Here is a 24432-nt window from a genome sequence, read left to right on the forward strand (position 1 = left end):
CCCGGCGACCGGCCCCGGGACGCCTCAGCGCCCGCGGCGCAGCTCCTGTGCCTTGGTCTTGGCTCCCTGCACCATCAGGTGCCAGGCGTTCGGATCCCCCTTCAGCACCGACTGGGCGGTGGCCTTCATCTGCTCCCAGGTGGCGTGCGGCGGGATCGGCGGCACCTCCGGGTCGCAGCGCACGTCGAGCACGGCCGGCCGGTCGGCGTTCAGCGCGCGCTCCCAGGCCGGGCCGAGCTGGTCGGGGCCGTCCACGGTGACGGCCTCCAGGCCGATGCCGGCGGCGAAGTCGGCGTACGAGACCTCCGGCAGGGCCTGCGACTCCTCGAACTTCGGCTCGCCGCCCATCGCCCGCAGCTCCCAGGTGACCTGGTTCAGGTCGTTGTTGTGGAAGACGCAGATCACGCACCTCGGGTCCGACCACAGCTGGTAGTAGCGCGAGATCGTGAGCAGCTCCGCCATGCCGTTCATCTGCATCGCGCCGTCACCGACCAGAGCGATCACCGGCCGGTCGGGGTGAGCGAACTTCGCGCCGATCGCGTACGGGACGCCCGGCCCCATGGTGGCCAGGTTGCCGGACAGCGACCCCCGGATGTCGCCGCGGATCCGCAGGTCGCGGGCATACCAGTTCGCGGCGGAACCGGAGTCGGACGTCACGATGGCGTTCTCGGGAATCCGCTGGGACAGCTCCCACACGATCCGCATCGGGTTGACCGGCTTGGCCTCCAGCATCGCCTGGTGCTCGACGGTCTCCCACCAGCGGGCGACGTTCTTCTCGACGGTCTCCCGCCAGGACCGGTCGTCCTTGCGGGTCAGCCGGGGCAGCAGTGCCGCGAGCGTGCCACGGGCGTCGCCGAGCAGGTTGACCTCGGTGGGGTAACGCATCCCGATCAGGCCGGGGTCGAGGTCGATCTGCACCGCGCGGGCCTGGCCGAAGTCCGGCAGGAACTGCGTGTACGGAAAGCTCGACCCGACGATCAGCAGGGTGTCGCAGTCACGCATCAGCTCATAGCTCGCCCTGGTGCCGAGCAGTCCGATGGAGCCGGTGACGTACGGAAGGTCGTCGGACAGAACGTCCTTGCCCAGAAGGGCTTTCGCCACGCCGGCACCGGTGACCTCGGCGACCTGGCACACCTCCTCCGCGGCGTTCCGGGCACCCTGGCCGACCAGGATCGCGACCTTCGAGCCCGAGTTGAGCACCTCAGCGGCGCGAGCGATCTCCTCCTCCGGCGGCACCGCCAGCGACCGCAGGTCGGCGGGCGGGCTGGAGGGCACCTGCTTGAAGACGTGCTCGGGCGGGGAGTACTCCTCCTCCTGCAGGTCGGCCGGGATGATCAGCGCCGTGGGCGCCCGGCGTACCTGCGCCGTACGGATCGCGCGGTCGAGGGCGTTGGGGAGCTGTTCGGAGACGTTGACCTCGACGAGGTACTCGCTGGCCACGTCCTTGAACAGGGTCTGCAGGTCGACCTCCTGCTGGTAGCTGCCGCCCATGGCGCTGCGGGCGGTCTGCCCGACGATCGCCACCACCGGCACGTGGTCGAGCTTCGCGTCGTACAGGCCGTTCAGCAGGTGGATGGCGCCCGGCCCACTGGTCGCCATGCACACGCCGACCTGGCCGCTGAACTTCGCGTACCCCACGGCCTCGAACGCCGACATCTCCTCGTGTCGCGACTGCACGAACCGTGGCTGGTTGTCGGACTCACCGAACGCCGCCACCAGGCCGTTGATGCCGTCGCCCGGGTAGGCGAACACCTGCTCGACACCCCAGTCGCGAAGCCGGGAAAGGACGTGGTTGGCGACTGTTTCGGCCATCTTCTCCTCCAGTCTCGTGCGGTTCGGTTGGCCGCGGTGCGGGGCAGGCGTGCGAGGTGTCAGCTCGCCTTCTGGCGAGGTGTCGGCCAGTTGGTCGGAACGCCCTTGTCCTCGATCACCGCGGACCGGATGTTGGACAACGTGGTGGCCAGCAGCCGGGAGACCTGCATCTGCGAGATGCCGAACTCGGCGGCGATCTGGGCCTGCGTCCGCTCGCGGAAGTAGGTGAGGTACAGAATCCGACGTTCCCGCTCCGGCACGTGCGGAATCACCCGGCGGACGGCCTCGCGGTTCTCGACGTACTCCACGTTGCTGTCGTCGTGCCCGATCAGGTCGCCCAGGGTGTCGGCGTCCGGCTCGCCGCTGTCCACCGGGCTCTCCAGCGACAACGCCGAGTAGGCGCCGGCGCTCTCCTGCGCCTGGAGGATGTCCTCCTCCCGGACGTCGAGTTCCTCCGCCAGCTCGCTCACCGTCGGTGACCGCCGCAGCGAGTTGGACATGTCCTCGTTGGCCTGGCGTACGGCACGGTGCAGGTCGTGCAGCCGGCGCGGGATTCGTACTGACCAACAGTGGTCACGGAAGTGCCGGCGAAGCTCACCGAGAATCGTCGGCACGGCGAAGGTGCTGAAGCTGGTGCCCCTCTCCGGGTCGAACCGGTCGGCGGCCAGGACGAGCCCGACCATGGCCACCTGCTGGAGCTCCTCGAGCGGCTCACCGCGTCCGGCGTAGCGGGACGCGAGGTTTCTGGCCAGGCCGATGTGGTCGAGAACCAGCTGGGAACGGGAGCCGCGACGGGCGTTCCTGCGGTCGGCGTCCTTCCTGGCCGCGGAAATTGCGGCGGAGTCCTCCTCGGTAGTGGACTCGATGGACTCGGTGGTGGACTCGGCGTCGGACGGGGGGTTCGCGGCGAGCGCCATCCGCGCCTGGCGGATGCTCTCGGTCGGGGAGATGCGGGAAGAGCGAGCGGTGCGCTTGCGGGCGGGGACCGCGGATGCGGCCGTGGTGCTGGTGGCCATGGGTGACCTCCTCGTCCATGCCGGGGTTCGGGGCTGGGTAGGGACCCCTCCCCACGCCGCACACATACGAAACCTCCCGATCGACTGTTTCTCCCCCGGAACCGCTCCCAGGGGACAGAACTACCCTCCAAGACGTATCACCACCCCGCATTACTTGCAATCGCGCAAGTATTGCGAGTATGCAGGAATCCCGCGGGTATCACCGGCCGGGAGCCGGCCGAACGAGGTGGGTACTCGCCGGGATGCACGGGAACTGACTGTGACAACCGGCTGTGCCGACCGGCCGTGCTGACCAGCCGAGACCGACCGGCCGTGACAGACCGGGAGAGGAGCTCCGCCCGTGACCGAGGTCGACCTGCCCGCACCCGTCCTCCATGCCCCACGCCGCTCGCACGTCGACGTGGCCGCCCTGCGGCGGGACCTCGAGTCGAGGGTCGACGGCGAGGTGCGGTTCGACGAGGGCACCCGCGCCGCCTACTCCACCGACGCCTCCAACTTCCGGCAGGTGCCGATCGGAGTGGTCGTCCCCCGGTCGATCGAGGCGGGGGTCGAGGCGGTGACCGTGTGCCGCGAGCACGACGCACCGCTGCTGTCCCGTGGCGGTGGTACGAGCCTGGCCGGGCAGTGCACCAACGAGGCGGTGATGATCGACTGGGCGAAGTACTGCAACCGGCTGCTGCGGGTCGACGCCGAGCGGCGGACCTGCGTGGTCGAGCCCGGCATCGTGCTCGACGTCCTCAACAAGCAGCTCGCACGCCACGGACTGCGGTACGGCCCGGAGCCGGCCACCCACCCCAACTGCACGATCGGCGGGATGATCGGCAACAACTCCTGCGGCGCGACCGCCCAGCGCTCCGGCAAGGTCGTCGACAACATCGCCGGGCTGGAGGTGCTGCTCTACGACGGCACCCGCTTCTGGTGCGGTGAGACCGACGACGAGGAGTACGCAGCGGTCGAACGCCGCGGCGACCGGCGCGCCGCCGTCTATCGTTCCCTGCGCCGGCTGCGCGAGCAGTACGCCGACGAGATTCGTGCCCGCTACCCCGACATCCCGCGCCGCGTGTCCGGCTACAACCTCGACTCCCTGCTGCCCGAACACGACTTCGACGTCGCCGGACTGCTCGTCGGCAGCGAGTCCACGCTGGTGACCGTGCTGCGGGCCGAACTCGAGCTCATTCCCGTACTCCCCTCCCGCACCCTCGTGGTGCTCGGCTTCGACGGAATCGCCGCGGCCGGCGACGCCGTACCCGCCGTGCTCCCGCACGAGCCGATCGCGCTGGAGGGCCTGGACGAACGCCTGCTCACCGACGAGAAGATCAAGCACCTCAACCCGCTCGCCCGCGAGGAGCTGCCCGAGGGATCGGGCTTCCTGATGGTGCAGTTCGGCGCGGAGACGAACGAGAAGTGCGACCAGGCGGCGCAGCGGATGCTGCGGGCGCTGGGGAAGTCCGGCGACGACCCCGACGTCGCCTTCCTCGACAAGCCCGAACGCGAGGACGAGCTCTGGCGGGTACGCGAGGCCGGCCTCGGCGCCACCGCGCACGTGCCCGGCCACCCGGAGACCTGGGAGGGCTGGGAGGACTCGGCCGTCTCACCGGAACGACTCGGCGACTACCTGCGCGACCTGGAGCGGTTGTTCGAGGAGTTCGGGTACGCCGACGAGACCGCGCCCAGCCTGTACGGCCACTTCGGTCAGGGCTGCGTGCACACCCGGATCCCGTTCGGGCTCACCGACGCCGAGGGCGTGGCGACGTACCGCCGGTTCCTGGAGAGCGCCGCCGACCTGGTGGCGTCCTACGGTGGTTCGTTCTCCGGCGAACACGGCGACGGGCAGGCCCGCGGCGAGCTGCTGCCCCGGATGTTCGGGCCGACCATCATGCGGGCGTTCGGCGAGCTGAAGGCGATCTTCGACCCGGGCGACCGGATGAACCCCGGCAAGGTGGTCGCGCCGCACCGGCTGGACGAGAACCTCCGCCTGGGCGCGACGTGGACGCCGCACCTCGAGGGGGAGGTGTTCTTCCACTATCCCGAGACCGACGGGTCGTTCGTGCAGGCCGTCAACCGCTGTGTCGGCGTGGGCAAGTGCCGCCAGCATTCGCACGAGGGTGGCGCGGTGATGTGCCCGTCGTACCAGGCGACCATGGAGGAGGAGCACTCCACCCGCGGTCGTTCCCGCCTGCTGTTCGAGATGCTGGCCGGCCACCACGACTCCCCCGTCGTGGACGGCTGGCGTTCGACCGCCGTACGCGATGCGCTGGACCTCTGCCTTGCCTGCAAGGGATGCAAGAGCGACTGCCCGGCCAACGTCGACATGGCGACGTACAAGGCGGAGTTCCTCGCCCACCACTACGCGGGCCGGCTACGTCCCCGTGCGCACTATGCGCTCGGCTGGCTGCCCGTCGTCGCGGCCGGCGTTACCCGGGCGCGGCTGGGACGGGTGGTGAACGCCTTCACCCACGCACCCTTGCTGCCCCGGCTGGCGACCGCGCTGGCCGGCCTTGAGCCCCGGGAGATCCCGTTGTTCGCGGGCGAGACCCTGCGGCAGTGGTGGCAGCGTCGCGGATCTCGCCCCGCCGGGAGCCGCGGCACGGTGATGTTGTGGCCGGACACGTTCACGAACACCTTCCACCCACACATCGGCCGCGCCGCGGTGGAGCTGCTGGAGGACGCCGGCTGGGAGGTGCGGATGCCGGAGCAGACGCTGTGCTGCGGCCTCACCTGGATCTCCACCGGCCAGCTCGCCACGGCCAAGAAGGTGCTGCGTCGTACGATCGACGCGCTGTCGGATCACCTGCGCTCCGGTGGCTTCGTGGTTGGCCTGGAGCCCAGCTGCACAACGGTTTTCCGCTCCGACGCGACCGATCTGATGGGTTCCGACGACGACGTCGAACGGCTGCGCAAGCAGACCTTGACACTGGCCGAGCTGCTCACCGAGCACACGCCCGGCTGGACGCCACCGTCACTGAACGGCGTGCACGCCCTCGCCCAGGTGCACTGTCACCAGCACGCCGTCCTGGGCTGGGACGCCGACGCCGAACTCCTCGACCGCGCCGGCGCCCGGGCCGAGCGCCTCGACTCCGGTTGTTGCGGCCTGGCCGGCAACTTCGGGTTCGAGGCCGGGCACCTGGAGGTCAGCGAGGCCTGTGCGGAGAGCGTGCTGTTGCCGTCGGTGCGCGACGCCGAGCCGGGCACGGCGATCCTCGCGGACGGGTTCAGCTGCCGTACGCAGCTGCACGAACTCGACAGCGGCGGACGCGAGGGTGTCCACCTGGCCGAGCTCCTCGCCCGCGGGCTGCCGGACCGGCGGCACTCCCCCGACGGTGTGCGGATCGGGGCGACCCGGAACGACCTGGCGCCCGGCGACCGGCCGGGCACACCGAGCTGGGCCGCCCGGGCCGCCGCGCTGGCCGCGACCGCGCTGGCCGCCGGCGCCGCGGCCGCTGTCGCCGCCCGCATGGGTAGCAGCGCCGCCGCCCGGTTGACCAGCCGTCGCACCAGGCGATGACCGTCGTCAAGGCGTAGTTGTCACGGAAGGTCCGTCAGGGCTCCGGGGCCAGGATCTCGCGTGGTCGCATCCACCCCCTCCTGCCGAGAAGATCCTCAGCCTCCGGGTGTGGCCCCCGCCGCTCCGGACTGTTCGGCCGCCGTACGCCGTTGGTGCTCGCGTGGACTCAGCCCACGCACCCGCTTGAACGCCGTACTGAGGGCGAACGGGCTCGCGTATCCCACCCTGGTCGCCACCGACGCGACCGTGGCGCCCGGCTCGGCCAGCAGGTCGGCGGCGAGCGCGAGCCGCCAGCCGGCGAGGAACGCCATCGGCGGCTCACCGACGAGCTCGGTGAACCTGCGCGCCAGCGCCGCCCGCGACACACCGCACTCCGCAGCGAGCCGGGCCACCGTCCACGGCCGGGCCGGCGCGTTCTGCAACAGCCGCAGAGCTTTCCCGACGACCGGATCGTCCTGCGCGGCGTACCACGGCGGTGTGGCGGTGTCCGGGCGCGCGAACCACGTCCGCAGCGACATCACCACCAGCAGGTCGAGCAGCCGGTCCAGCACGACCTCCTGCCCCGGGTCCTCGCGTTGCGCCTCGGCGCCGAGCAGCGGCACCAGCGGTGAGTCCAGGGCCGCGCCCGGCAGCACCACCAGCGCGGGCAGGGCGTCCAGCAGCAACGCCCCGACCGCGCCGACCTCGGGGTAGGTGCCGACGAGCATGACAACCTGGCCTTGCGGGTTGGTTCCCCAGCTCCGTACGCCGAGGTCCATCGCCTGGCTCAGGCTCTCCCCGGTCGGGGTGGTGCAGCGCTGGCCGGGGTGGATGACCACCTGCGGGGGCGTGTCCGGGTGGTCGGTGACGACGTACGGCTCGGGTCCCCGGAAGAGCGCGACGTCACCCGCGCGGAGCGGGCGCGGCTCACCCCTCTCGGGCAGGACCCACGCGTCGCCGCGCACCATCACCACCAGGGTCAGTGGCGCCTGGTCCTGTACCCGCATCGACCACGGCGGGTCGAGCAGCGCACGCAGCAGGAACGCCTGCCGGGCGCGGGGTCCGGACAGTAGCCCGGCGAGCGGGTCCATGTCCGGGAGTCTAGGTCCCAGGTCCAGGCGTGGACGCACGCGTATGGAACCGAGCTTCTCAGCCATGGCGCGTCCAGGTCGGCGGCGGTTGGCTGGAGCCATGACACAGACCTCGCAGAGCCAGAATCCGACCCAGCAGACAGCCCAGCGGGCAGCCCAGCAGACAGCCCAGCAGACAGCCCAGCGGGCAGCCCAGCAGCCGGCGAGGGGCGCTGCGGGCACCACCCTCGTCCTGGCCGGTACGGGAAAGACCGGTGCCCGGGTCGCGCGGCGGCTCGCCGAGCGCGGCGCATCCGTCCGGATCGGCTCCCGGTCCGGGACCCCGCCCTTCGACTGGGAGGACGCTCGCACCTGGCCGGCGGCGGTGGAGGGCACCTCGGCGGCCTACGTCGCGTACGTCCCCGATCTCGGCTTTCCCGGAGCAGCGGAGACGGTCGGCGCTTTCACCCGGTTGGCCGTCGACCACGGCGTGCGCCGACTGGTCCTGCTCAGCGGGCGCGGGGAACCGGAAGCCCAACGGACCGAGCAGGTGCTGCGGAACGCGTGCGCGGACGACGCCGCCTGGACGGTCGTACGATCCAGTTTCTTCGCGCAGAACTTCAGCGAGGGCTTCCTGGTCGACGCCGTCCGCGTGGGCGTGCTTCCCTTCCCCGCCGGCGATGTCGCCGAGCCGTTCGTGGACGCCGACGACGTGGCCGACGTGGCGGTCGCCGCCCTCACCGAGCCGGGCCACGAGGGACAGGTGTACGAGGTGACCGGGGCGCGGTCGCTCCGCTTCGCCGAGGTCGCCGCGGAGATCTCCGCGGCGTCCGGACGGGAGGTGACATACGCACCCGTCTCCGTCGAACAGTTCGCCGCCGGCATGGTCGAGGAGGGTGCTCCGGCGGAGTTCGCCGCCCTGCTGTCGGGGCTGTTCGGCGAGGTGCTCGACGGGCGCAACGCTGGGTTGACAGACGGTGTGCGGCGCGCGCTGGGCCGCGCACCGCGCGACTTCTCCGCGTACGCACGGTCGGCCGCCGCGCTCACTGCCTGGACGTCCTGACCGTACGGAAGTCCCGACGACCCGAAAGCCCTGACCGCACTAAAGCCCCATGGCACGAAAAGCCTGACAGGGCAGGCGGAACGAGGACCGGTCGGCATCGTGACAGCACCCCTGCCGGGCACCAGTACGAGGCACTACTGACAGTCGCTACGACCAGCGCTACGAGAAGCGTGGGGGATTCCCCGAACAACCTGGCGACCGACCGCCGAAGCTGGGGTGATCACCCCGGTTTCGGCGGATCGGTCCCGGTTGACAGCCGCCTACGATCGAAGCCATGGCATCGACCGCCGACCGTTTCGGCCCGGCGTCCCCCTCGTCGCCCGGCCCCCAAGACACCGGACAGGATCTCACCGAGACCCTCCAGCGAATCGTCTCCACGGCGTGTGAGCTGGTGGGTGCTCGCTGTGGTGCCCTGCTGGTCACCGAGTCCGACTGGAACGTCCGCGAGTTCGTGACCTGCGGGCTGACCGACGAGGAGAGTTCGGAGGTCGCCGGGCTTCCCCGGCTGCACGGACTGCTCGAATTACTGCTGGAATCCGAGCGGCCGGTCAGGCTGAACTCGCTGCGCGACCACCCCGCCGCGCAGCATCTACCGGCCCACGAACTGGCCACCACGCTCCTTGCCGTCCCGGTGCACCTGCGCGACGCGTCGTACGGCCACCTCTACCTCGCCGACAAGGTGGACGGGCAGGAGTTCTCCGAGACGGACGAGCAGACGGCCGTCGGGCTCGCCCGGGCGGCGGCACTGGCGATCGAGAACTTCCGGCTGCTGGGCCAGCAGCAGCGCAGGCAACGGTGGCTGGAGGGTTGCTCGGAACTGACCGCCATGCTGCTGGACGAGGTGGACCTCGCCGCGACGACCCGGCTGGCGACCCAGCGGTTCCGGAAGATCTCCGGCGCGGAGTACGCCGCGGTGATCCTGGTCGATCCGGCCGACCCGGACCGACTCGTCTACCAGGCGGCCGCCGGCCTGGCCGACCTGCCCGCCCCAGGTACCCGCGTTCCCCGCCGGGGGCTCGCGGCCGCCGTCCTGGACAACGGCGAGCCGATCGTCACCGAGCACCTCCTGGACGACCCGCGCTTCGACCCGGGTCCGGACCCGCAGGAGGACCTGTCCGGTCTGGGGCTGACCATGGTCCTGCCGCTCGCGGTGTCCGGCGAGTTGCTGGGTGTGCTGTTCGTGGGCTGGCGGCGGGACTCCCCCGCCGCGCCGGTGGCCGCGTGCGAGGGTGACCTCGTCCGTACGTTCGCCAACCACACCGCCCTGGCCCTGCTGCGTGTCCGTGCCCAGGAGGCCCGCAACCGACGCGAACGCTGGCTCGAGGCCGCCGCCGAGATGGCCCGGCTGCTGCTCGGTGAGGTGGACCGCGACGAGGCGATGCGGTTGCTGGTGGACCACCTGCGCGAGGTGTCCGGCGCGGACGTCGCCGGCGTGCTGCTGGCGGACCCGATCGATCCGGGCTCGGTGTTCGCCGTGGTCTTCGAGGGCGGCGGTCTGGTGCCCGCACCGCCCGACCTGCGCATCCCGCGGGCAGGTCTGCTGGCCCGGGTGCTCGACACCGGCGAGCCCGTCGTCAGCGACGACTATCCGAACGAACCCGGACACGACCCGCCTCCGGCCTGGCAGAGGGCGCTGGCGGTCCTGGGACTGGGCATGATGCTCCCGCTCACCACCGACGGTGAGGTGCTGGGCACGTTGTTCGTCGCCTGGCGCCGCGGTTCACCCCAGGCTCCCCTCGCCCGCGAGGAGGTCGTGCAGATACAGATCTTCGCCGACGTGGCCGCGCTCGCACTGCAGCGAGTGCGTACGCAGGGAGACCGCGAGCACCTGGCCGTACTGGAGGAGCGCGACCGCATCGCGCACGAGATGCGGGACGTGATCGTCCAGCAGTTGTTCGGTGTCAGCCTGCGCCTGCGCAGCGCCGGCGGCCTGAGCTCCGAACCGGTCGTACGACAGCGGCTCAGTGACGTCCTCGACGACCTGGACCGCACCAGCCGTCAGGTCAGGAGCGCCATCTTCGGCGGCGACGACGACTCTCCCGACGGCTACGACGGGTACCACCCCTCCGACACCGGCGACTGAGCGCTCGCCCTGAGGTCTGTCTCCGCGACACATCCTCGGTGCGGCGTCGGACAAGCCCGGGTTGTCGTCAGGGTCACCTTGACGACAACCCGGGCGTCAGGTCCGGCTTGACAGCACCCCTGCGGCCGAGGTCACACGCCGAGGCCGCGGAGGTTGTCCCTGCTGATCCGGGCGCTCTCCAAGGGCGTCTCGCGCTGGGTGACGTCGGTCTCCACGATCAGCCAACCGGCGAAGCCGGCCTGGCCCAGCAGGGAGAACATCGTGGCGAAGTCGACCTCGCCGTGTCCCACCTCGGCCCAGATCGCGTGTTTTTCGAACGTGGAGTAGTCCCAGCCCGCCACGCGGCCGCGGTCTCGTACGGCCGTGTCGATGTCCTTCAGGTGCGCGGTCTTGATGCGCTCGGCGTGCCGGCGGGTGAACTCCACCACGTCGACGCCGGCCCAGGCGAGGTGACCGGTGTCGGGGCCGAGGAACAGGACCTCCGGGTCCACCGCTGCCAGCAGCCGCTCGATCTCGTCCTCGGTCTCCACGAACGTGCCGACGTGGTTGTGGTAGCAGGATCGCACGCCGTACTCCAGCGTCGCCCGCGCGATCGCGTCCACGGTCCGCACCAGCTGGCCGAACTCCTTCTCCGACAGGGCGTCGTCCGGGCCCGCGTGCGCGGCGACGTCCCGGCGGGTGTGACCGGACCGGGTGGTGGTGTTGAACCCGCCCGCGGAGACGTAGAGCTCACTCACTCCGAGGTCGCTGGAGATCCGGGCCTGTTCGTGTGCCTGCGCGACGTACTCCTCGTGCCGGTCCTCCTCCCAGAAGTCGCCGCCGAAGTAGCCGGGTGCGGGCGCGAGGCCGTACCCGCCCCAGATCTCGGCGATCTGCTTGGCCGTACGCCCGCCGCGGGCACTCAACGGCGCGCCGGCGTAGCCCGCCTCGGCGATGTCGGCGAGCACCTTCTCCTCCGGGACACCTCGCCACGTGATCTGGCCACAGCCCAGGTCGACCTTCATCCCGCCTCCTCGATCTGCCTCGGACGACTTCCTGACCACGCAGAACGACTCCGGATCACTCCGAAACCCTTGCCTGCATGGTGTTCCGACACAACCACGCTAGCCCAGCAGGGCCGCACGCTCCTCCGCCGACAGCGGTGGCGCCGGAGTGCACGTCGTGGTCAGCTCCACCCGCTCCCCCGTCCCTGCCGAGCGGACCAGGCCGGCGATCAGCTCGACCACGTGACAGGCGATGTCGCCGCCGGCACGAGGTCTGCGGCCCGCCCGGACCGCCGCCGCGAGCTCACCCACGCCGAGTCCGCGCAGGTTGTGCGGGAGGTCGGCCGGCTGCCGACTGTCCGGGACCTCCTGCCAGTCCTCGCCGTACCGGCGGACGTAGGCCGGATCACCAAAGTTGTTCGGGTTCGGCGCGGCGAGCTCACCGTCGCTGCCGTAGACGGTGAGCACCGGAACCTCCCGCGGATGGTCGGTGCCCCACAGCAGCGCGGTGTTCGCCAGCAAGCCGTTCGCGAACTCCACCACCCCGGCGGTGGCGATCGCCGCGCCCGCCGGCGGCCGGGTCGGTTCCTCCCCCGCACGCAGGGTGTGGGCCGCGCCGCTCACCCGCACCGCCGGGCCGAACAGGTTGACCAGCGCGGAGAAGTAGTACGGCGCCATGTCCAGAATGGGTGTCGCGCCCTCGGTGTAGAAGCTCGCCCGTCCCATCGCGCCGCGAAACATCAGTCCGGTCGCGGACAGCGGCGTGCCGACGGCGCCGTCGGCGAGAGCGGTTCGCGCGGCCTGGAATCCCGAGCCCAACAGGGTGTCCGGGGCGCATCCCACCGCCAGCCCGCGCTGGTCGGCCTCCGCGATGAGCTCCCGCGCCTGTTCCAGCGTGGGGGCGAGCGGCTTCTCCGACCACAGGTGCTTGCCCGCTGTCAACGCCGCCTTGCTCACCTCGACGTGCACCGCGATCGGGGTGAGGTTGACGACCACCTCGACGTCCGAACTCTCGAGCACGGTCTGCGGATCCGTCGCCTGCGGCACGTCGTACTTCGTGGCGACCTGTGCCGCCCGCTCCTGGTCGACGTCGGCCACCACGGCGACCTCGACGCCGGGCATCCGGCCCAGGATCGGAAGGTACATGTGGCTGACCTGTCCGCACCCGATGACTCCGACCGTCGTCGTCGCCGGCATCCCGCATCCCCACCCTGAGTGTCGTCGGATCGGCTGTCGCGGCTCGGCGCGACCTCGCGCCCCTTCGCGGTGCGGGCGGTCACCAGGCGGGCCGGAACCGTTCACTGGACGCTAGCAGGGTGCGGGCGGCCGGGCCTGTCCGATTCCTGACGTACGAACCTCGCCACGGTCCGGTGACGCGGGTGCGAGCCGGTTCCGGCCGTCCTGCCCCACTACGCGGACAGCCGCGCGGGCGGTCGCGCGGGCGGTCGCACGGGCGGTCGCACGTCGAGGGTGGCGGTCAGCGCTGGCGTTCCCTGCGTACGTTGACCTTCCGGCCCTTCACTGTCGTGGACCGCAACGCTGAGATGACCTCGTTGGCGGCGTTCTCCGGCACCTCCACCAGGGAGAACTTGTCCGTGATCTCGATCGCACCGATCTCCCGCCCACGCAGGCTGGACTCGTTGGCGATCGCACCCACCAGGTCCTGGGGCCGCACGCCCGCCCGCCGGCCGAGGCCGACGAACAGCCGGGTCATGCCACCTGCCCCGCCACGGCCCCGCGCGCGACCGCCCTGCGGACGGCCGCCATCTGCCCTGCGCCGCGCGCCGTCGGACTCCGGAGTCGCGTCGGGAATCTCCGGCTCGTCATCGTCGACCCGGCCGCCGGTCGCCTCGTGCGCCAGCTTGACCGCGGCCAGCGCCACCTCCATCACGTCGAACTCGTCGGTGAGGGTCTCCACCACGACCCGGAAGTGCTCCAGGTCGTCCTCGAGCAGGCTCTCCTGCAGGGCGGCACGGGTGAGTTCCAGCCGGCGGGCCTGCAGGTCGGCGACCGTCGGCATCTTCTCGACCGCGATCTTGCGGCCGGTCACGCGTTCGATCGTCTTCAGCATCCGGTGCTCGCGCGGTGCGGCCAGCGTGATCGCCACGCCCTCCCGGCCGGCCCGGCCCACCCGGCCGATCCGGTGGACGTAGGACTCCGGCGCGGACGGCACGTCGTAGTTGACGACGTGGCTGAGGTGTTCGATGTCCAGGCCACGGGCGGCCACGTCGGTGGCCACCAGCAGATCGGCGGTACGGCTGCGTAGGCGCCCCATCACCCGGTCGCGCTGCTCCTGGCTCATGCCGCCGTGCAGGGCCTCCGCGCGATAGCCCCTGCCGTTCAGCGTCTCGGCGAGCTGGTCGACCTCCTCGCGCGTACGGCAGAAGACCAGCGACGCGGTGGGCGACTCGACGTCGAGGACCCGGCCCAGCGCCGCCGACTTGTGCGCCCGCGGAATGACGTACGCGACCTGCCGTACCAGCGGCGCCTCACCAGGCTCTGGCGCGCGCCGCTCGATCTCGATCCGCTCCGGGTCACGTAGGTGGCGCCGGACCATTCCGCTGATGCGCGGCGGCATGGTCGCGGAGAACAACACCGTCTGGCGTTCTTCCGGCGTCTCCTGCAGGATCGCCTCGATGTCCTCGGCGAAGCCCATGTCGAGCATCTCGTCGGCCTCGTCCAGGACCACGCAGGTGAGGCTGTCCAGGTGGAGGGTGTCGCGGCCGATGTGGTCGAGGGCGCGGCCCGGCGTGGCGACCACGACGTCGACGCCGTTCGACAGCGACCGCAACTGGCGGCCGATCGGCTGACCGCCGTAGATGGGCAGGACCCGGATGCCGATGCCCCGGCCGTACCGATGGAACGCCTCCGACACCTGTACCGCGAGCTCGCGCGTGGGGACCAGAACGAGCGCGGTCGGGTCCGGGCCGCGGTCACCTCCGGGCATCCGCTGCAGGATCGGCAGCGCGAACGCAGCCGTCTTGCCCGTGCCCGTCGCCGCCTGCCCGAGCACGTCCCGCCCGGCCAGCATCGGTGGGATCGCCTCGAGCTGGATCGGCGTCGGCTCCTCGTAGCCCAGGCTGGACAGCTCGTGGAGGAGCTCCGGACGCAGACCGAGATCGTCGAAGCTGGTCGGGTTGTCGGATTCGTGCACGGCCATGGTCAGGTCAGGCTCCTCAGGGGTCCGGGCACGAGTGTCCCGGCGTCGCGGCGACGTCAGGGTTCATGTTCCCCCGCCCGTCGTTGATTCGCGCGCACGACTGGCGCGGCGGGCCGGAAAGGCACACGCAGTCCCCACGACGAACACCCTGTGTCACCTACGGGGCGCGCACGGCCGGGCTCGTCCGGCCCGGTGGAACCCGCGGTTGCCGAGAGACCCTGGCCGCGGAGTCGAACCGCGTCAGGACGATCTTGCCGGATCGCCCGCTCTTCCGTTGAGCTAGCCAGGGGAGAAGATCACGTGGCAGTCCTCAACCAGGCGGGAGTTCCGTGACCGAGAAGGACGTTCCCCTATGATCGACCCGGCATGATCCCGTTGTCCGGGGAATGATCGAAGTGCTGTCGCAGTCGCCTTTGGAGTCGTTGCCGACACCCCGGTGAACGTCCTACGATCGGGCTGCGCCTGGTTGCCGATCCGGCCGGCGCATTCGCCCGCGACGCACATCGCGCGCCGGGCCGCCCGACTCCCCGCCACGCCGGTCCTGGCGTACCGCGGATCCCGCCTCGGCGGACCTTCTCGCCCTCCTCCGTTCGCGTGCCCCTCTCCCGTGAACCTCTCCCGCGCATCTGCCCTGGCGCTCCTTTCTGCGCATCCCCGCTGGCGCGCCCCGTTCTGAGGCACCCGCTCTCGCGCGCACCTCTGCTCGCTCCCTCGTCCTCGTCCACTCCCTTCGTCCTTGTCCACTCCCCTCGTCCCTGTCCGCTCCTCTTCACTACGAGGTCTCCCATGACTGCCCCATCCGCGACGACCGTTCTCTCCTTTGTCGACGAAGTTCTCGGTCCGTGCACGGTCGTACGCGAGCACAGTTGGCCGCACCGCGGTGCCGCGGTCTTCGAGGTGCGCGATGCGCAGGGCCGCCGGTGGTTCGCGAAACGACACCAACGTCAGGACCAGTACGAACGCGAACTCTCCGCGTACCGCCGATGGGTGCCCGCGCTGCGACCGAACGCTCCCGACCTGCGCGCGTACGACGACGAACGACGCACGTTGGTGCTGTCGGCGGTGCCGGGGAAGTCCGTGCCCGATCAGACTGCCGACCTGTACCACGCGGGCGGGGCGCTGCTGCGCCAGCTGCACGATGCCGAGGAGTTCGCGCCGGACCCGGACTACGCGGCCGCGAAGGCCGCCGAACTGGAGGGCTGGCTTGCGCGTTCCGACGGGCTCCTCGATGCCGGGGAGATGGCGTTCGTACGGACCGAAATCCGTTGGCTGGAACAGCTTCCGAGTCCGAGGACGGTGCCGTGCCATCGTGACTACGGTCCGCGCAACTGGCTTCTGGACGGCAGGAGTCTGTACGTCATCGACTTCGAGTGGGCTCGTCCCGACGCTTGGGTGACCGACCTCGCCAAGCTGTTCTTCGGGCCCTGGCAGAGCCGGCCCGACCTGCGCGAGGCGTTCCTGGACGGGTACGGGCGCAGGCTGACCGCGGACGACCTCGCCCACCTCGTCCACGGACACGCACTGACCGTGACCTGGCAGCTCATCTGGTCGACCCGGCACGACAACCTGAGCTTCGCCACGGGCATCCGCCAGGTCCTCCAGGGACTGATGCGCCGCGCCTACTCCTGACCGTGTGACGTCGGTGCGCCGTCGGAGGTCATCGATGCCGCTCACGGGCGGACGATCCGTTGTCGCACGTCCACCCACTCGGGCGGGATGTACTCGGGATGGCCGTGGTCACCCATCCGTACATGCCAGCCTCTGTGGTGGACGAACGTGTGGTGGGTCTTGCAGAGCAGTACTCCGTTGGCGAGATCGGTCGGTCCGAAGTCGTCCCAGGCCGTCATGTGGTGGGCGACGCAGCGGCGTTCGGGTACCTGGCAGCCGGGGAAGTGACAGTGGGACCCGTCGCGGATCGCCAGTGCCCGTCGCTGCGCCTCGGTGAAGAACCGGTCGGCCATCCCGACGTCGAGGATCTCACCGTTGCCGCCGAGCACCACGGGGATGATGTTCGCGTCACACGCCATCCGGCGGATCGTGGCGACCGAGAGCGGCTCTCCTCGCAGGCCGAGGATCCGGGCCGACCCACCACCGCCACCCTTCTGGCAGCCGTCGTGGGGGTCGATGTGGTCGTGGGCAGCCTCCGGCCCCGCCGCCCCCTCCTCCGGTTCGGAGTCAGTGGCGGCGTCGTCTTCCGCCGCGAGGCCCCAGTCCTCGGGTTCGGCGTCTACCTCCGGATCTGTTTCACCTGTTGGACCCGATCCGGTGGCGGAGTTCGGCTGTCGGTGTTGCCCGGGTTCCCGGGGTTCGGGTATCCGGTCCGCGACCCCACCCGGATCGGTGGTGTCGGGTGGTCGATTCTCCTCGACGGGTTGAGCATTCCGGCCACTCGTCCCACTACCGCCGTGAGCCTCGTCCGGGTCGGTGACACCGCCAGTGCCGGCTCCGCGCTCGGTGTCGTCGGTGCCTTTGCGGCGGGCGGGCTTCTTGGGCTTGGTGCCCGTGGCACCTGTGGTGTCGTTGTTGTTGCCAGTGTTCGTGTTCTGTTGTCGGGTCTTGCGCTGGGTCAGGCGTTTGGCGTCGGGGGTTTGGCAGGTGCAGGGCATGGGGCGGACGGGGTTGAGGTCGTCGATGGTGCCGAACCCGAGGCCGGTCAGTAGCTGGTCGACTCCAACGGTGACCGTGACGCAGTCGCGTCCGCGTCCTCTGTTGGGCGATGCCTGCTGCTGCGCCCACTGGGCGATGAGTTCGGCGAACGCGTCACCTCGGCGCTGGTCGAGGGGCCGTTCGTCGGGGTCAGGGCGGGAGTCGGAGGCGATCAGCGCCTCGATCAGCTTCCGAAGGGTCTCCATCTCCAGCACCGGCAGCTTGATCACCACGGTCTCCGACCCCGGAATACCGTTCGCCAGGTAACGCAGGGACCGTTTGCGTTCGGCGGCACGCTCGGCGTCGCCGAGCTCCTTGCCCAGGCGCCGTTCCCACTCTTCGGGTGCGAGCACCTGCAGCAACGCCCGGCCCAACACCCGGATGTCGTCGGGGTTACGCCGCTTCGACCAGGCGATCAGGTACTCCTCGGCCTTCACCCGTTGTTCAACACCGATCCAGGTAGGCAGGTCCTTGACCGCGAACGCGATCACCTGCGCGTGCTTGAACGACAGCTCACCCCGCGCCAGGGCGGCGGCGGTCAACGTCACCGTGCGGTCCAGATCCCTCGCCAGCGTCACCGTCGCGGAGGCCTCGGTCTTCGACATCCGCTGCGCGGTACGCAACCACCCCGCCGTCGTCGCAGCACCCGTCGTCTTGCCCACATCACACGCCTCGGCCTGACGAACCCAGCCGAGCTTCACCGCGTCGAAGCGGGCCGCCTCGACCCCCAGCTCCCCGAACAGCAACCCCCAATCGCCGGCCTCCACCGAGGTGGCGGGTGTTGAAAGCATCTCCGTCACCCCGGCACGCACCATCGCCAACGCAGCCCTCAACCGGCCAACGGCACCACTGCCGCTGCCGGGAAGGTCCTGCGTCATCGAATGCATGTTCGAAGTCTAGAGGCGACGACCGACACGAAGATCGTTGTCCACAAGGAGACCCGAGACACAACCGATCCGCCACCTGTGGACAAAAACCGGGTCACGGAAGCAATGCCCGCCGGTGAACCGTTCGCCTCGAACCGGCTTGTGCGAAGCCCTGATTAGGTCGTCATATGGCGCCTACCCCAGGCCGAGCCTGAGATCGACGAGCCGGTGAGTTTCAGGCTGCACAAGTGGGACGGGTCACCGCACCGCCAGACGACGATGGTGTATCTGGGGACCGACGAGTACGGTCCCTGGCTCCCCATCCCGACCGGCGTCAGAGTACGGCGACCAGGTTGCACTGCCGTCGGCAGCCCGGCGCACGTCATGCTCGTACCGCACGACGGGTACTACCTCGCTCACTTCAACGCACCAACAAGCGAGAATGTCATCTACGCGGACATCACGACCTTGCCGGAGTTCGCTCACGACGGGAATGGCTGGGTCATCGCGGCGGCGGACATGGACCTCGACGTGGTACGCCACGCCGACGGCCGGGTCTGGATCGACCGCACCACGGTGGTCACAGATCTCTGAGTTGCCAGCCGGAGGACTGCCCAGCCCGGCCGCTCCAGAAGCAAGCAGGTACGGAAAGCACCAAGGAGCGGACGACGATGCGTCGCCCCCTCCTCAGCGCCTGGCCGTCAGGATCCTGGTCGCTCAGTCCTCTTCGTCCGCGACGCTGATCGCACCGGACGGGCACAACTGCGTCGCTTCCCGTGCGACATCGGCCTCGGCAGCCTCGGGCTGGCGGAGCAGTACCACCAGCCCGTCCTCTTCGCTCTGGTCGAAGATGTCCGGCGCGGTCAGCACGCACATCCCCGCGCCACAGCAGATGTCCCGGTCAACGTTGATCCTCATCCCGTCACCTCCCGTACCGGGGAACTCCGTGCCGCACAACGTAGCGGCCGAACCTCGCCGCATGTCGAGCGGTCACAACGGCCACAGCGGCCACAGCGCCCACGACCACGCCGGCTACCACGCCACCGGCAGACTGTGCACGCCGTAGATGGCCATATCGGTTCGCAGCTGCACGTCCTCCGGCTCCACCGCCAGCCGGAGATTCGGGAACCGCGAGAACAGCGCGTTGAACCCGGTCCGCATCTCGATCCGTGCCAGCTGCTGACCGAGGCACTGGTGGATGCCGTGCCCGAACGCCAGGTGCCCGGTCGCCGAACGGCGCAGGTCGAGCTCTTCGGGGTCCTCGAAGCGTTCCGGGTCACGGTTGGCGGCCGGCAGCGACAAGGTGACGACCTCGCCGGCCCGCACCACTTCGCCGCCGAGTTCGACGTCCTCCAGCGCGGCGCGCGTGGGTCCGATGTGCACGATGGTGAGGTAGCGCAGCAACTCCTCGACGGCATTCTCCACCAGCAAGGGATCCGCGCGCAGCGCCGCGAGCTGGTCGGGGTGGCGCAGCAACGCGAACGTACCCAGCCCCAGCATGTTGGCCGTGGTCTCGTGCCCGGCGATCAGCAACAGCACGGCGATGCCGGCGATCTCCTCGTCGTCGAGTGCTCCACCGGAGATGAGCGTGCTGATCAGGTCGTCGGCGGGTTCGGCCCGCTTGCGTACGACCAACCCGTGGAGGTACTGCCGCAGCGAGACGAGCGCACCCATCGCCTCCTCGAAGGTGGACTCCAGGTGGAGCAGCACCCTGGTGTCGTGCTGGAACTTCTCCCGGTCGGTGTACGGAACGCCGAGCAGTTCGCAGATCACCAGCGACGGGATCGGCAGCGCGAACTCCGCGACCAGATCGGCCGGCGAGCCGTGGCGTTCCATCGCGTCCAGGTGCTCGGCGGTGATGCGCGCGATCCTGTCCTCCAGCTCCCGCATCCGCCGCACGGTGAAGTGCGAGGTCAGTTGGCGCCGGTAGCGCGTGTGTTCGGGTGGGTCCATGCCGATGAAGAAGCCCGGCTCGGACGGCCCGGGATGCTCCTCCTCGAAGGCGATCCGGCGCGGCGCACGCTGCAACTCCCGACGCCTGCTGAACCTCGGGTCGGCCAGCACTGCACGCGCGAGCGGATAGCTCGTCACCAACCAGCCAAGAGAGCCGTCGGGGTAGCGCAACCGGCTGATCGGGCGTTCCTCGCGTAACGCCGCGAGAACCGCGGGTGGGTCGAACGGGTCGGATCGTTCGATGGGGAGGCCGTCCACCGGTGGCATGGGCGCCACGGTGGTCGGCATGATCTTCGCCATCACGTGCTCCTTACGCTCTCGGTCTTCGTTCGGTGGTGCGCTCCTCTTCCAGCAAACACCCGCCATGTTGAAATTACAACCGGTGTAAAACTTCTTTGGATGTACGCAGAACAGGAGCTGCGTGCGGCGGCGGAAACCTCGGCGCCGAAGGCGTTCGCGTCGCCCGGTGCTCCGGGGTAGAACAGGACACGTGCCCGACAAGTTGGACGCCTACCGCCGCAAGCGCAGCGCCGACCGCACCGCGGAGCCGGTGCCGGCCGAAGGCCCGCCGCCGCACGGCAACGACGACACCTTCGTGATCCAGGAGCACCACGCCCGCCGCCTGCACTGGGACTTCCGTCTGGAACGCGACGGCGTTCTCGTCTCCTGGGCGCTGCCCAAGGGGCTGCCCGACGACCCGAAGAAGAACCACCTCGCGGTGCACACCGAGGACCACCCGCTGGAGTACGCCGACTTCGCCGGCGAGATCGCCAAGGGCGAGTACGGCGGAGGGACGGTGGAGATCTGGGACCGGGGCACGTACGAGTGTGAGAAGTGGACCGACCGCGAGGTGAAGGTCGTCCTGCACGGCACCAACGGCGACCGCTCCCAGGGCCGCTTCGTACTCATCGGGACCGGCGAGAACTGGCTCATCCACCGGATGGACTACTCCCCCGACGAAGCCGAGTCAGGCGAGCAGACCACCGCCGCGAAGAAGTCCCCGAAGAAGGCCTCAGCGAAGAAGGCCTCGGCGAGCAAGTCGTCGGCGAAGAAGTCGTCGGCGAGCACCACGTCCACGTCCGGCAGGAAGTCCACCGCGACCAGCACGGCGGGTTCTGAGCCGCTGCCCGAACTCGTCCGCCCGATGCTGGCGACCCTGGGCGAGCTGCCACCAAGTCGCGACGACGAGAAGTTCGGCTACGAGATGAAGTGGGACGGCCTGCGGGCGGTCGCCTACGCCGACGGCACGAAGGTACGCCTGAAGACCCGCAACGACCTCGACGTCACCAGCACCTATCCCGAACTCGCGGACCTGCAGGAGTCCCTGGGATCGTTGCCGGCCGTGCTCGACGGGGAGATCGTCGCGTTCGACGAGAAGACGGGCCGGATCTCCTTCGCCGCCCTGCAACGGCGGATGCACGTACGCGACGCGGCACAGGTGCGCCGGTTGCGCGAGCGGTCGCCGGTGACGTACCTCATCTTCGACCTGCTCCACCTCGACGGCCGCAGCACGGTCGACCTGGCGTACGAGCAGCGCAGGGAACTCCTGGAGTCGCTGGAGCTACGCGGTCCGCACTGGGACACCCCGCCCTACGTCCGCGGTGGCGGCCAGGACCTGATGGCGGAGTCGAAGAAGCAAGCTCTGGAAGGCGTGCTGGCCAAGCGGCTGACCTCCCGCTACGAACCCGGCCGCCGGTCGCGGGACTGGATCAAGGTCAAGCACGCGCGCACACAGGAGGTCGTGGTGGGCGGCTGGCAGCCCGGAAAGGGCCGACGGGAGGGCACCATCGGGTCGCTGCTGCTGGGAGTTCCCGGTCCGGAGGGACTGGAGTACGTCGGCCAGGTCGGCACCGGCTTCACCGACGACATGCTGGCCGACCTCGCGGACCGCACCCGCCGGATCCAGCGCCGGACGTCGCCGTTCGCCGGGACGATGCCGGCGAAGGACAGCCGGGACGCGCACTGGGTCACGCCGAAGCTGGTGGGCGAGGTCCGCTTCGCGGAATGGACCCGCGACGGCCGGCTCCGGCACCCAGCCTGGCGTGGGCTGCGGCCGGACAAGGCGCCGGACGACGTCGTACGCGAGTCCTGAGCAACGCCCCGGCCTGTCAAGCGGTGCCTGACAGGCCGGCCACGCGCCTCAGGAGTACGCGTCACGTGTGCTTGGCGGGGTCGTCCCAGTAGTAGACCTCCGGGTCGTACACCGCGGGTGTGGGGTGCGCCCAGGTGTTGACCATGCCACCCTGCGCCAGCTGTTCGCGGGTCGGGACGTTGTGCAGGTCGCGCTTGCTCATCGTCACCTGCGGATAGTTGGCGACGGTACCCATGAAGAACGGCCCGTCCTGGATGTGGATCTTGATCATGTCCCACACGATCTTCGTCCGCGCCACACCGTCAACCTCGCCTTTCGCCTTGGCGTAGCCGGCCCACAGCTTCGCGATCGGGCTGCCGGGCTCGGCGTCCACGCGGGGCGGCGTCCGCTTCCACGGGTCGACGTTGAGCTGCTGCTTCTCCTTCGCCGTACCCCGCAGCGTCCACATCTGCCCGTGCAGCGGCGCCCACCGGGCGGGCTCGATCGGCACGAACCACCAGGGACCGGTGATGTGGTCGGGGCCGTCGCCGACCTCCCACGAGCTCTGCGACATCAACTGGCCGTTGTTCCACTTGTCGCCGAAACTCTCCGGGGCCATCGGGTTGATCTTCACGGTGACGCCGATCGCCTCCCAGTCGCGCTTGAGGAGGTCGTTCTTCTTCCGGTGCTCATCGCTCACGTCGGCCGGCACGTCGATACGGACCACCAGATCGTCGCCACCACCGGGCATCTTGCGCTTTCCGTCCGGACCCATCTTCGCGCCGATCTCGTCCAGCATCTGCTTCGCGCGCTCGGGATCGTGCTTGACGTAGGCGTCCCGCCACTGGTGGTAGACCTTCTGTCCCTGCTCGCCCTGGTACTCCTGCGCCTTGGGGCTGTAGGTGCCGGTGGTCTTCTCCCCCGTGTTGAAGTAGACCGCCTTCTGCGCCTCGGAACGATTGAAGGCGAACGACAGCGCCTGGCGAAACTTCGGGTTGCGGATGAGCTGACGCATCTTGGGCTCGGGATAGTCGTAGTTGAAGAAGAACACCGACCCCGTGCCCGACCCGCTGTCCCACAGGTAGACGTTCATGTTGTGGCGGTTCTGCGTCCGCTTCATGCCGGAGATGTCGCCGAGCCCGATCGGGACGAACGCCCCGTGGACGTAGTCGAGCTTGCCCTCCTGGATCTGCAGCTTGCGCACCTCCGGCTCCTGGACGACGTTGAACACGAACTCGTCCACGTACGGCAGTTGCGCCCCGGACCGGTCGACACACCAGTAGTACGGGTTGCGCTCCAGCACGACCCGGCGTCCCTCGGAGTAGGTCTTTGTCCGCCACCCGGTCAGGGTCGGGCACTTCGGGTCCATCACCCAGTTGAGGTGCTGGTCGTGCTTCTCGAACCAGTTCTTGGCGGTGACGGCCTTGTTGTAGCGGGGATGCCACTGCTTCAGGTAGTGCTTTGGCAGGAACCAGTCGCCGGTGTCGACACCGTTGGCCAGCAGGGCCGGAGTGAGCGGCGTCGGGCTGTCGAAGGTGAGAACGAGCGTCAGGTCGTCCGGTGCGGTCAGCTTCATCGCCGTGCCCGAGCCCGACCTGCCCGAGTCCGGCGGAAGTGCTGGGTGCACGTCGTTGACGACCATGTCCTCCCACCAGTACAACGCGTCGGACGCGGCCAGCGGCTGGCCGTCGGACCACTTCAGTCCCTTGCGCAGGTGCAGGGTCCAGGTCGACGCGTCGTCGTTGGACTCCCACGACTCCACCAGGCCGGGCCCGATGTCGAGGCCGTCGTTGAGCCAGCGCAGCGGTGAACGGCCGTACAGGTGCTCGTTGATGATCCCGCTGTCGGAGGCGTCGGTAGGCGCGGACATCGTGCCGCCGTACTTGCCCTCGGTGCACCACCTGTGCGGGATGACGTACGGCTTCTCCGGCAGGCGTTCCTTCAGCGCCGGCAGCGAACCGCTCTTCACCTGGGCGGCCAGCGCCGGCGACTCGCGCAGCTTGGACGGCACCGGGACCGGCTTGCGTTCGGACCCCTTCGTCGAGGTGCCGGTGCTCGCGGCGCGCGGCTTTCCTCCCTCACCGGACTTCGTGCTCGAACTGCACGCACCGGTCAGTGCCGTCACCGCCGTCAGTGCCGAGGCGTACAACACCGTACGCCGGCTGGGCTTGCCGACCGGTCGACCGAAGTCGTGGTGCATCGTGGCCTCCCTCGCCGCAGGTGCC

At 69.9% G+C, this 24432-nt stretch carries 16 protein-coding genes; 6 read left to right on the forward strand and 10 right to left on the reverse strand.

Annotation, left to right across the window (positions count from 1 at the left end):
* Positions 1–24: 24 nt before the first annotated feature.
* Both F4554_RS20140 and F4554_RS20145 read right to left on the reverse strand, forming a co-directional pair.
* Positions 25–1812, reverse strand: coding sequence for a thiamine pyrophosphate-requiring protein (locus F4554_RS20140; RefSeq protein WP_179789010.1), 1788 nt, complete (start codon positions 1810–1812; stop codon positions 25–27).
* A gap of 59 nt (positions 1813–1871) precedes the next feature.
* Entirely contained in the window at positions 1872–2828 is a 957-nt protein-coding gene (locus F4554_RS20145; protein ID WP_179789011.1) for a SigB/SigF/SigG family RNA polymerase sigma factor, read from the reverse strand.
* A gap of 340 nt (positions 2829–3168) precedes the next feature.
* On the opposite strand from F4554_RS20145, the gene F4554_RS20150 reads away from it, so the two are divergent.
* Positions 3169–6333: an FAD-linked oxidase C-terminal domain-containing protein gene (locus F4554_RS20150; RefSeq protein ID WP_179789012.1), complete on the forward strand. Its 3165-nt coding sequence runs from the start codon at positions 3169–3171 to the stop codon at positions 6331–6333.
* A 95-nt stretch (positions 6334–6428) separates the two neighbouring features.
* Here the strand turns inward: F4554_RS20150 and F4554_RS20155 are convergent, their stop codons facing one another.
* The gene (locus F4554_RS20155; RefSeq protein WP_179789013.1) at positions 6429–7403 is read right to left on the reverse strand and encodes an AraC family transcriptional regulator; all 975 of its coding nucleotides are present in this window, start codon (positions 7401–7403) and stop codon (positions 6429–6431) included.
* A 100-nt stretch (positions 7404–7503) separates the two neighbouring features.
* Between F4554_RS20155 and F4554_RS31555 the strand changes: the two genes are divergently transcribed.
* Positions 7504–8445: a Rossmann-fold NAD(P)-binding domain-containing protein gene (locus F4554_RS31555; protein ID WP_238341361.1), complete on the forward strand. Its 942-nt coding sequence runs from the start codon at positions 7504–7506 to the stop codon at positions 8443–8445.
* A gap of 274 nt (positions 8446–8719) precedes the next feature.
* Positions 8720–10528, forward strand: a complete 1809-nt coding sequence (locus F4554_RS20165; protein ID WP_179789014.1) for a GAF domain-containing protein — start codon at positions 8720–8722, stop codon at positions 10526–10528.
* A gap of 131 nt (positions 10529–10659) precedes the next feature.
* On the opposite strand, the gene F4554_RS20170 is transcribed toward F4554_RS20165, so the two are convergent.
* From F4554_RS20170 to F4554_RS20180, 3 genes are all read right to left on the reverse strand, one after another.
* Entirely contained in the window at positions 10660–11532 is an 873-nt protein-coding gene (locus F4554_RS20170) for a sugar phosphate isomerase/epimerase family protein (protein WP_179789015.1), read from the reverse strand.
* Positions 11533–11631: 99 nt separating this feature from the next.
* Positions 11632–12708: a Gfo/Idh/MocA family protein gene (locus tag F4554_RS20175; RefSeq protein WP_179789016.1), complete on the reverse strand. Its 1077-nt coding sequence runs from the start codon at positions 12706–12708 to the stop codon at positions 11632–11634.
* A 280-nt stretch (positions 12709–12988) separates the two neighbouring features.
* Entirely contained in the window at positions 12989–14671 is a 1683-nt protein-coding gene (locus tag F4554_RS20180) for a DEAD/DEAH box helicase (RefSeq protein ID WP_179789017.1), read from the reverse strand.
* Positions 14672–15457: 786 nt separating this feature from the next.
* Here F4554_RS20180 and F4554_RS20185 point away from each other — a divergent pair.
* On the forward strand, positions 15458–16300 hold the full coding sequence (locus tag F4554_RS20185; RefSeq protein WP_179789018.1) for a phosphotransferase enzyme family protein: 843 nt from the start codon (positions 15458–15460) through the stop codon (positions 16298–16300).
* Between the two features lie 41 nt (positions 16301–16341).
* On the opposite strand, the gene F4554_RS20190 is transcribed toward F4554_RS20185, so the two are convergent.
* Positions 16342–18204, reverse strand: a complete 1863-nt coding sequence (locus F4554_RS20190) for an HNH endonuclease signature motif containing protein (protein ID WP_179789019.1) — start codon at positions 18202–18204, stop codon at positions 16342–16344.
* Positions 18205–18462: 258 nt separating this feature from the next.
* Here F4554_RS20190 and F4554_RS20195 point away from each other — a divergent pair, with 258 nt between their 5' ends.
* The gene (locus F4554_RS20195) at positions 18463–18777 is read left to right on the forward strand and encodes a DUF402 domain-containing protein (protein ID WP_476495514.1); all 315 of its coding nucleotides are present in this window, start codon (positions 18463–18465) and stop codon (positions 18775–18777) included.
* Between the two features lie 123 nt (positions 18778–18900).
* Here the strand turns inward: F4554_RS20195 and F4554_RS20200 are convergent, their stop codons facing one another.
* Positions 18901–19101, reverse strand: a complete 201-nt coding sequence (locus F4554_RS20200) for a ferredoxin (RefSeq protein ID WP_179789021.1) — start codon at positions 19099–19101, stop codon at positions 18901–18903.
* Positions 19102–19215: 114 nt separating this feature from the next.
* Positions 19216–20502: a cytochrome P450 gene (locus F4554_RS20205; RefSeq protein WP_420360729.1), complete on the reverse strand. Its 1287-nt coding sequence runs from the start codon at positions 20500–20502 to the stop codon at positions 19216–19218.
* A gap of 124 nt (positions 20503–20626) precedes the next feature.
* On the opposite strand from F4554_RS20205, the gene ligD reads away from it, so the two are divergent.
* On the forward strand, positions 20627–22228 hold the full coding sequence (ligD, locus tag F4554_RS32395; protein ID WP_179789022.1) for a non-homologous end-joining DNA ligase: 1602 nt from the start codon (positions 20627–20629) through the stop codon (positions 22226–22228).
* Between the two features lie 61 nt (positions 22229–22289).
* On the opposite strand, the gene F4554_RS20215 is transcribed toward ligD, so the two are convergent.
* Positions 22290–24407: an ABC transporter substrate-binding protein gene (locus F4554_RS20215; protein ID WP_179789023.1), complete on the reverse strand. Its 2118-nt coding sequence runs from the start codon at positions 24405–24407 to the stop codon at positions 22290–22292.
* Positions 24408–24432: the final 25 nt, after the last annotated feature.

This window comes from Actinopolymorpha rutila, assembly GCF_013407855.1.
GTDB classification, from domain to species: domain Bacteria; phylum Actinomycetota; class Actinomycetes; order Propionibacteriales; family Actinopolymorphaceae; genus Actinopolymorpha; species Actinopolymorpha rutila.

Bases quoted from the DNA above. Each gene is read 5' to 3' on its own strand.
- F4554_RS20215 (WP_179789023.1), bottom strand. From the start codon at position 24,407: ATGCACCACGACTTCGGTCGACCGGTCGGCAAGCCCAGCCGGCGTACG.
- F4554_RS20145 (WP_179789011.1), bottom strand. From the start codon at position 2,828: ATGGCCACCAGCACCACGGCCGCATCCGCGGTCCCCGCCCGCAAGCGC.
- F4554_RS20155 (WP_179789013.1), bottom strand. From the start codon at position 7,403: ATGGACCCGCTCGCCGGGCTACTGTCCGGACCCCGCGCCCGGCAGGCG.
- F4554_RS20205 (WP_420360729.1), bottom strand. From the start codon at position 20,502: ATGGCGGGTGTTTGCTGGAAGAGGAGCGCACCACCGAACGAAGACCGA.
- F4554_RS20185 (WP_179789018.1), top strand. From the start codon at position 15,458: ATGACTGCCCCATCCGCGACGACCGTTCTCTCCTTTGTCGACGAAGTT.
- F4554_RS20140 (WP_179789010.1), bottom strand. From the start codon at position 1,812: ATGGCCGAAACAGTCGCCAACCACGTCCTTTCCCGGCTTCGCGACTGG.
- F4554_RS20165 (WP_179789014.1), top strand. From the start codon at position 8,720: ATGGCATCGACCGCCGACCGTTTCGGCCCGGCGTCCCCCTCGTCGCCC.
- F4554_RS20200 (WP_179789021.1), bottom strand. From the start codon at position 19,101: ATGAGGATCAACGTTGACCGGGACATCTGCTGTGGCGCGGGGATGTGC.
- F4554_RS20195 (WP_476495514.1), top strand. From the start codon at position 18,463: ATGGTGTATCTGGGGACCGACGAGTACGGTCCCTGGCTCCCCATCCCG.
- F4554_RS20170 (WP_179789015.1), bottom strand. From the start codon at position 11,532: ATGAAGGTCGACCTGGGCTGTGGCCAGATCACGTGGCGAGGTGTCCCG.
- F4554_RS20180 (WP_179789017.1), bottom strand. From the start codon at position 14,671: ATGGCCGTGCACGAATCCGACAACCCGACCAGCTTCGACGATCTCGGT.
- F4554_RS20190 (WP_179789019.1), bottom strand. From the start codon at position 18,204: ATGCATTCGATGACGCAGGACCTTCCCGGCAGCGGCAGTGGTGCCGTT.
- F4554_RS31555 (WP_238341361.1), top strand. From the start codon at position 7,504: ATGACACAGACCTCGCAGAGCCAGAATCCGACCCAGCAGACAGCCCAG.
- F4554_RS20175 (WP_179789016.1), bottom strand. From the start codon at position 12,708: ATGCCGGCGACGACGACGGTCGGAGTCATCGGGTGCGGACAGGTCAGC.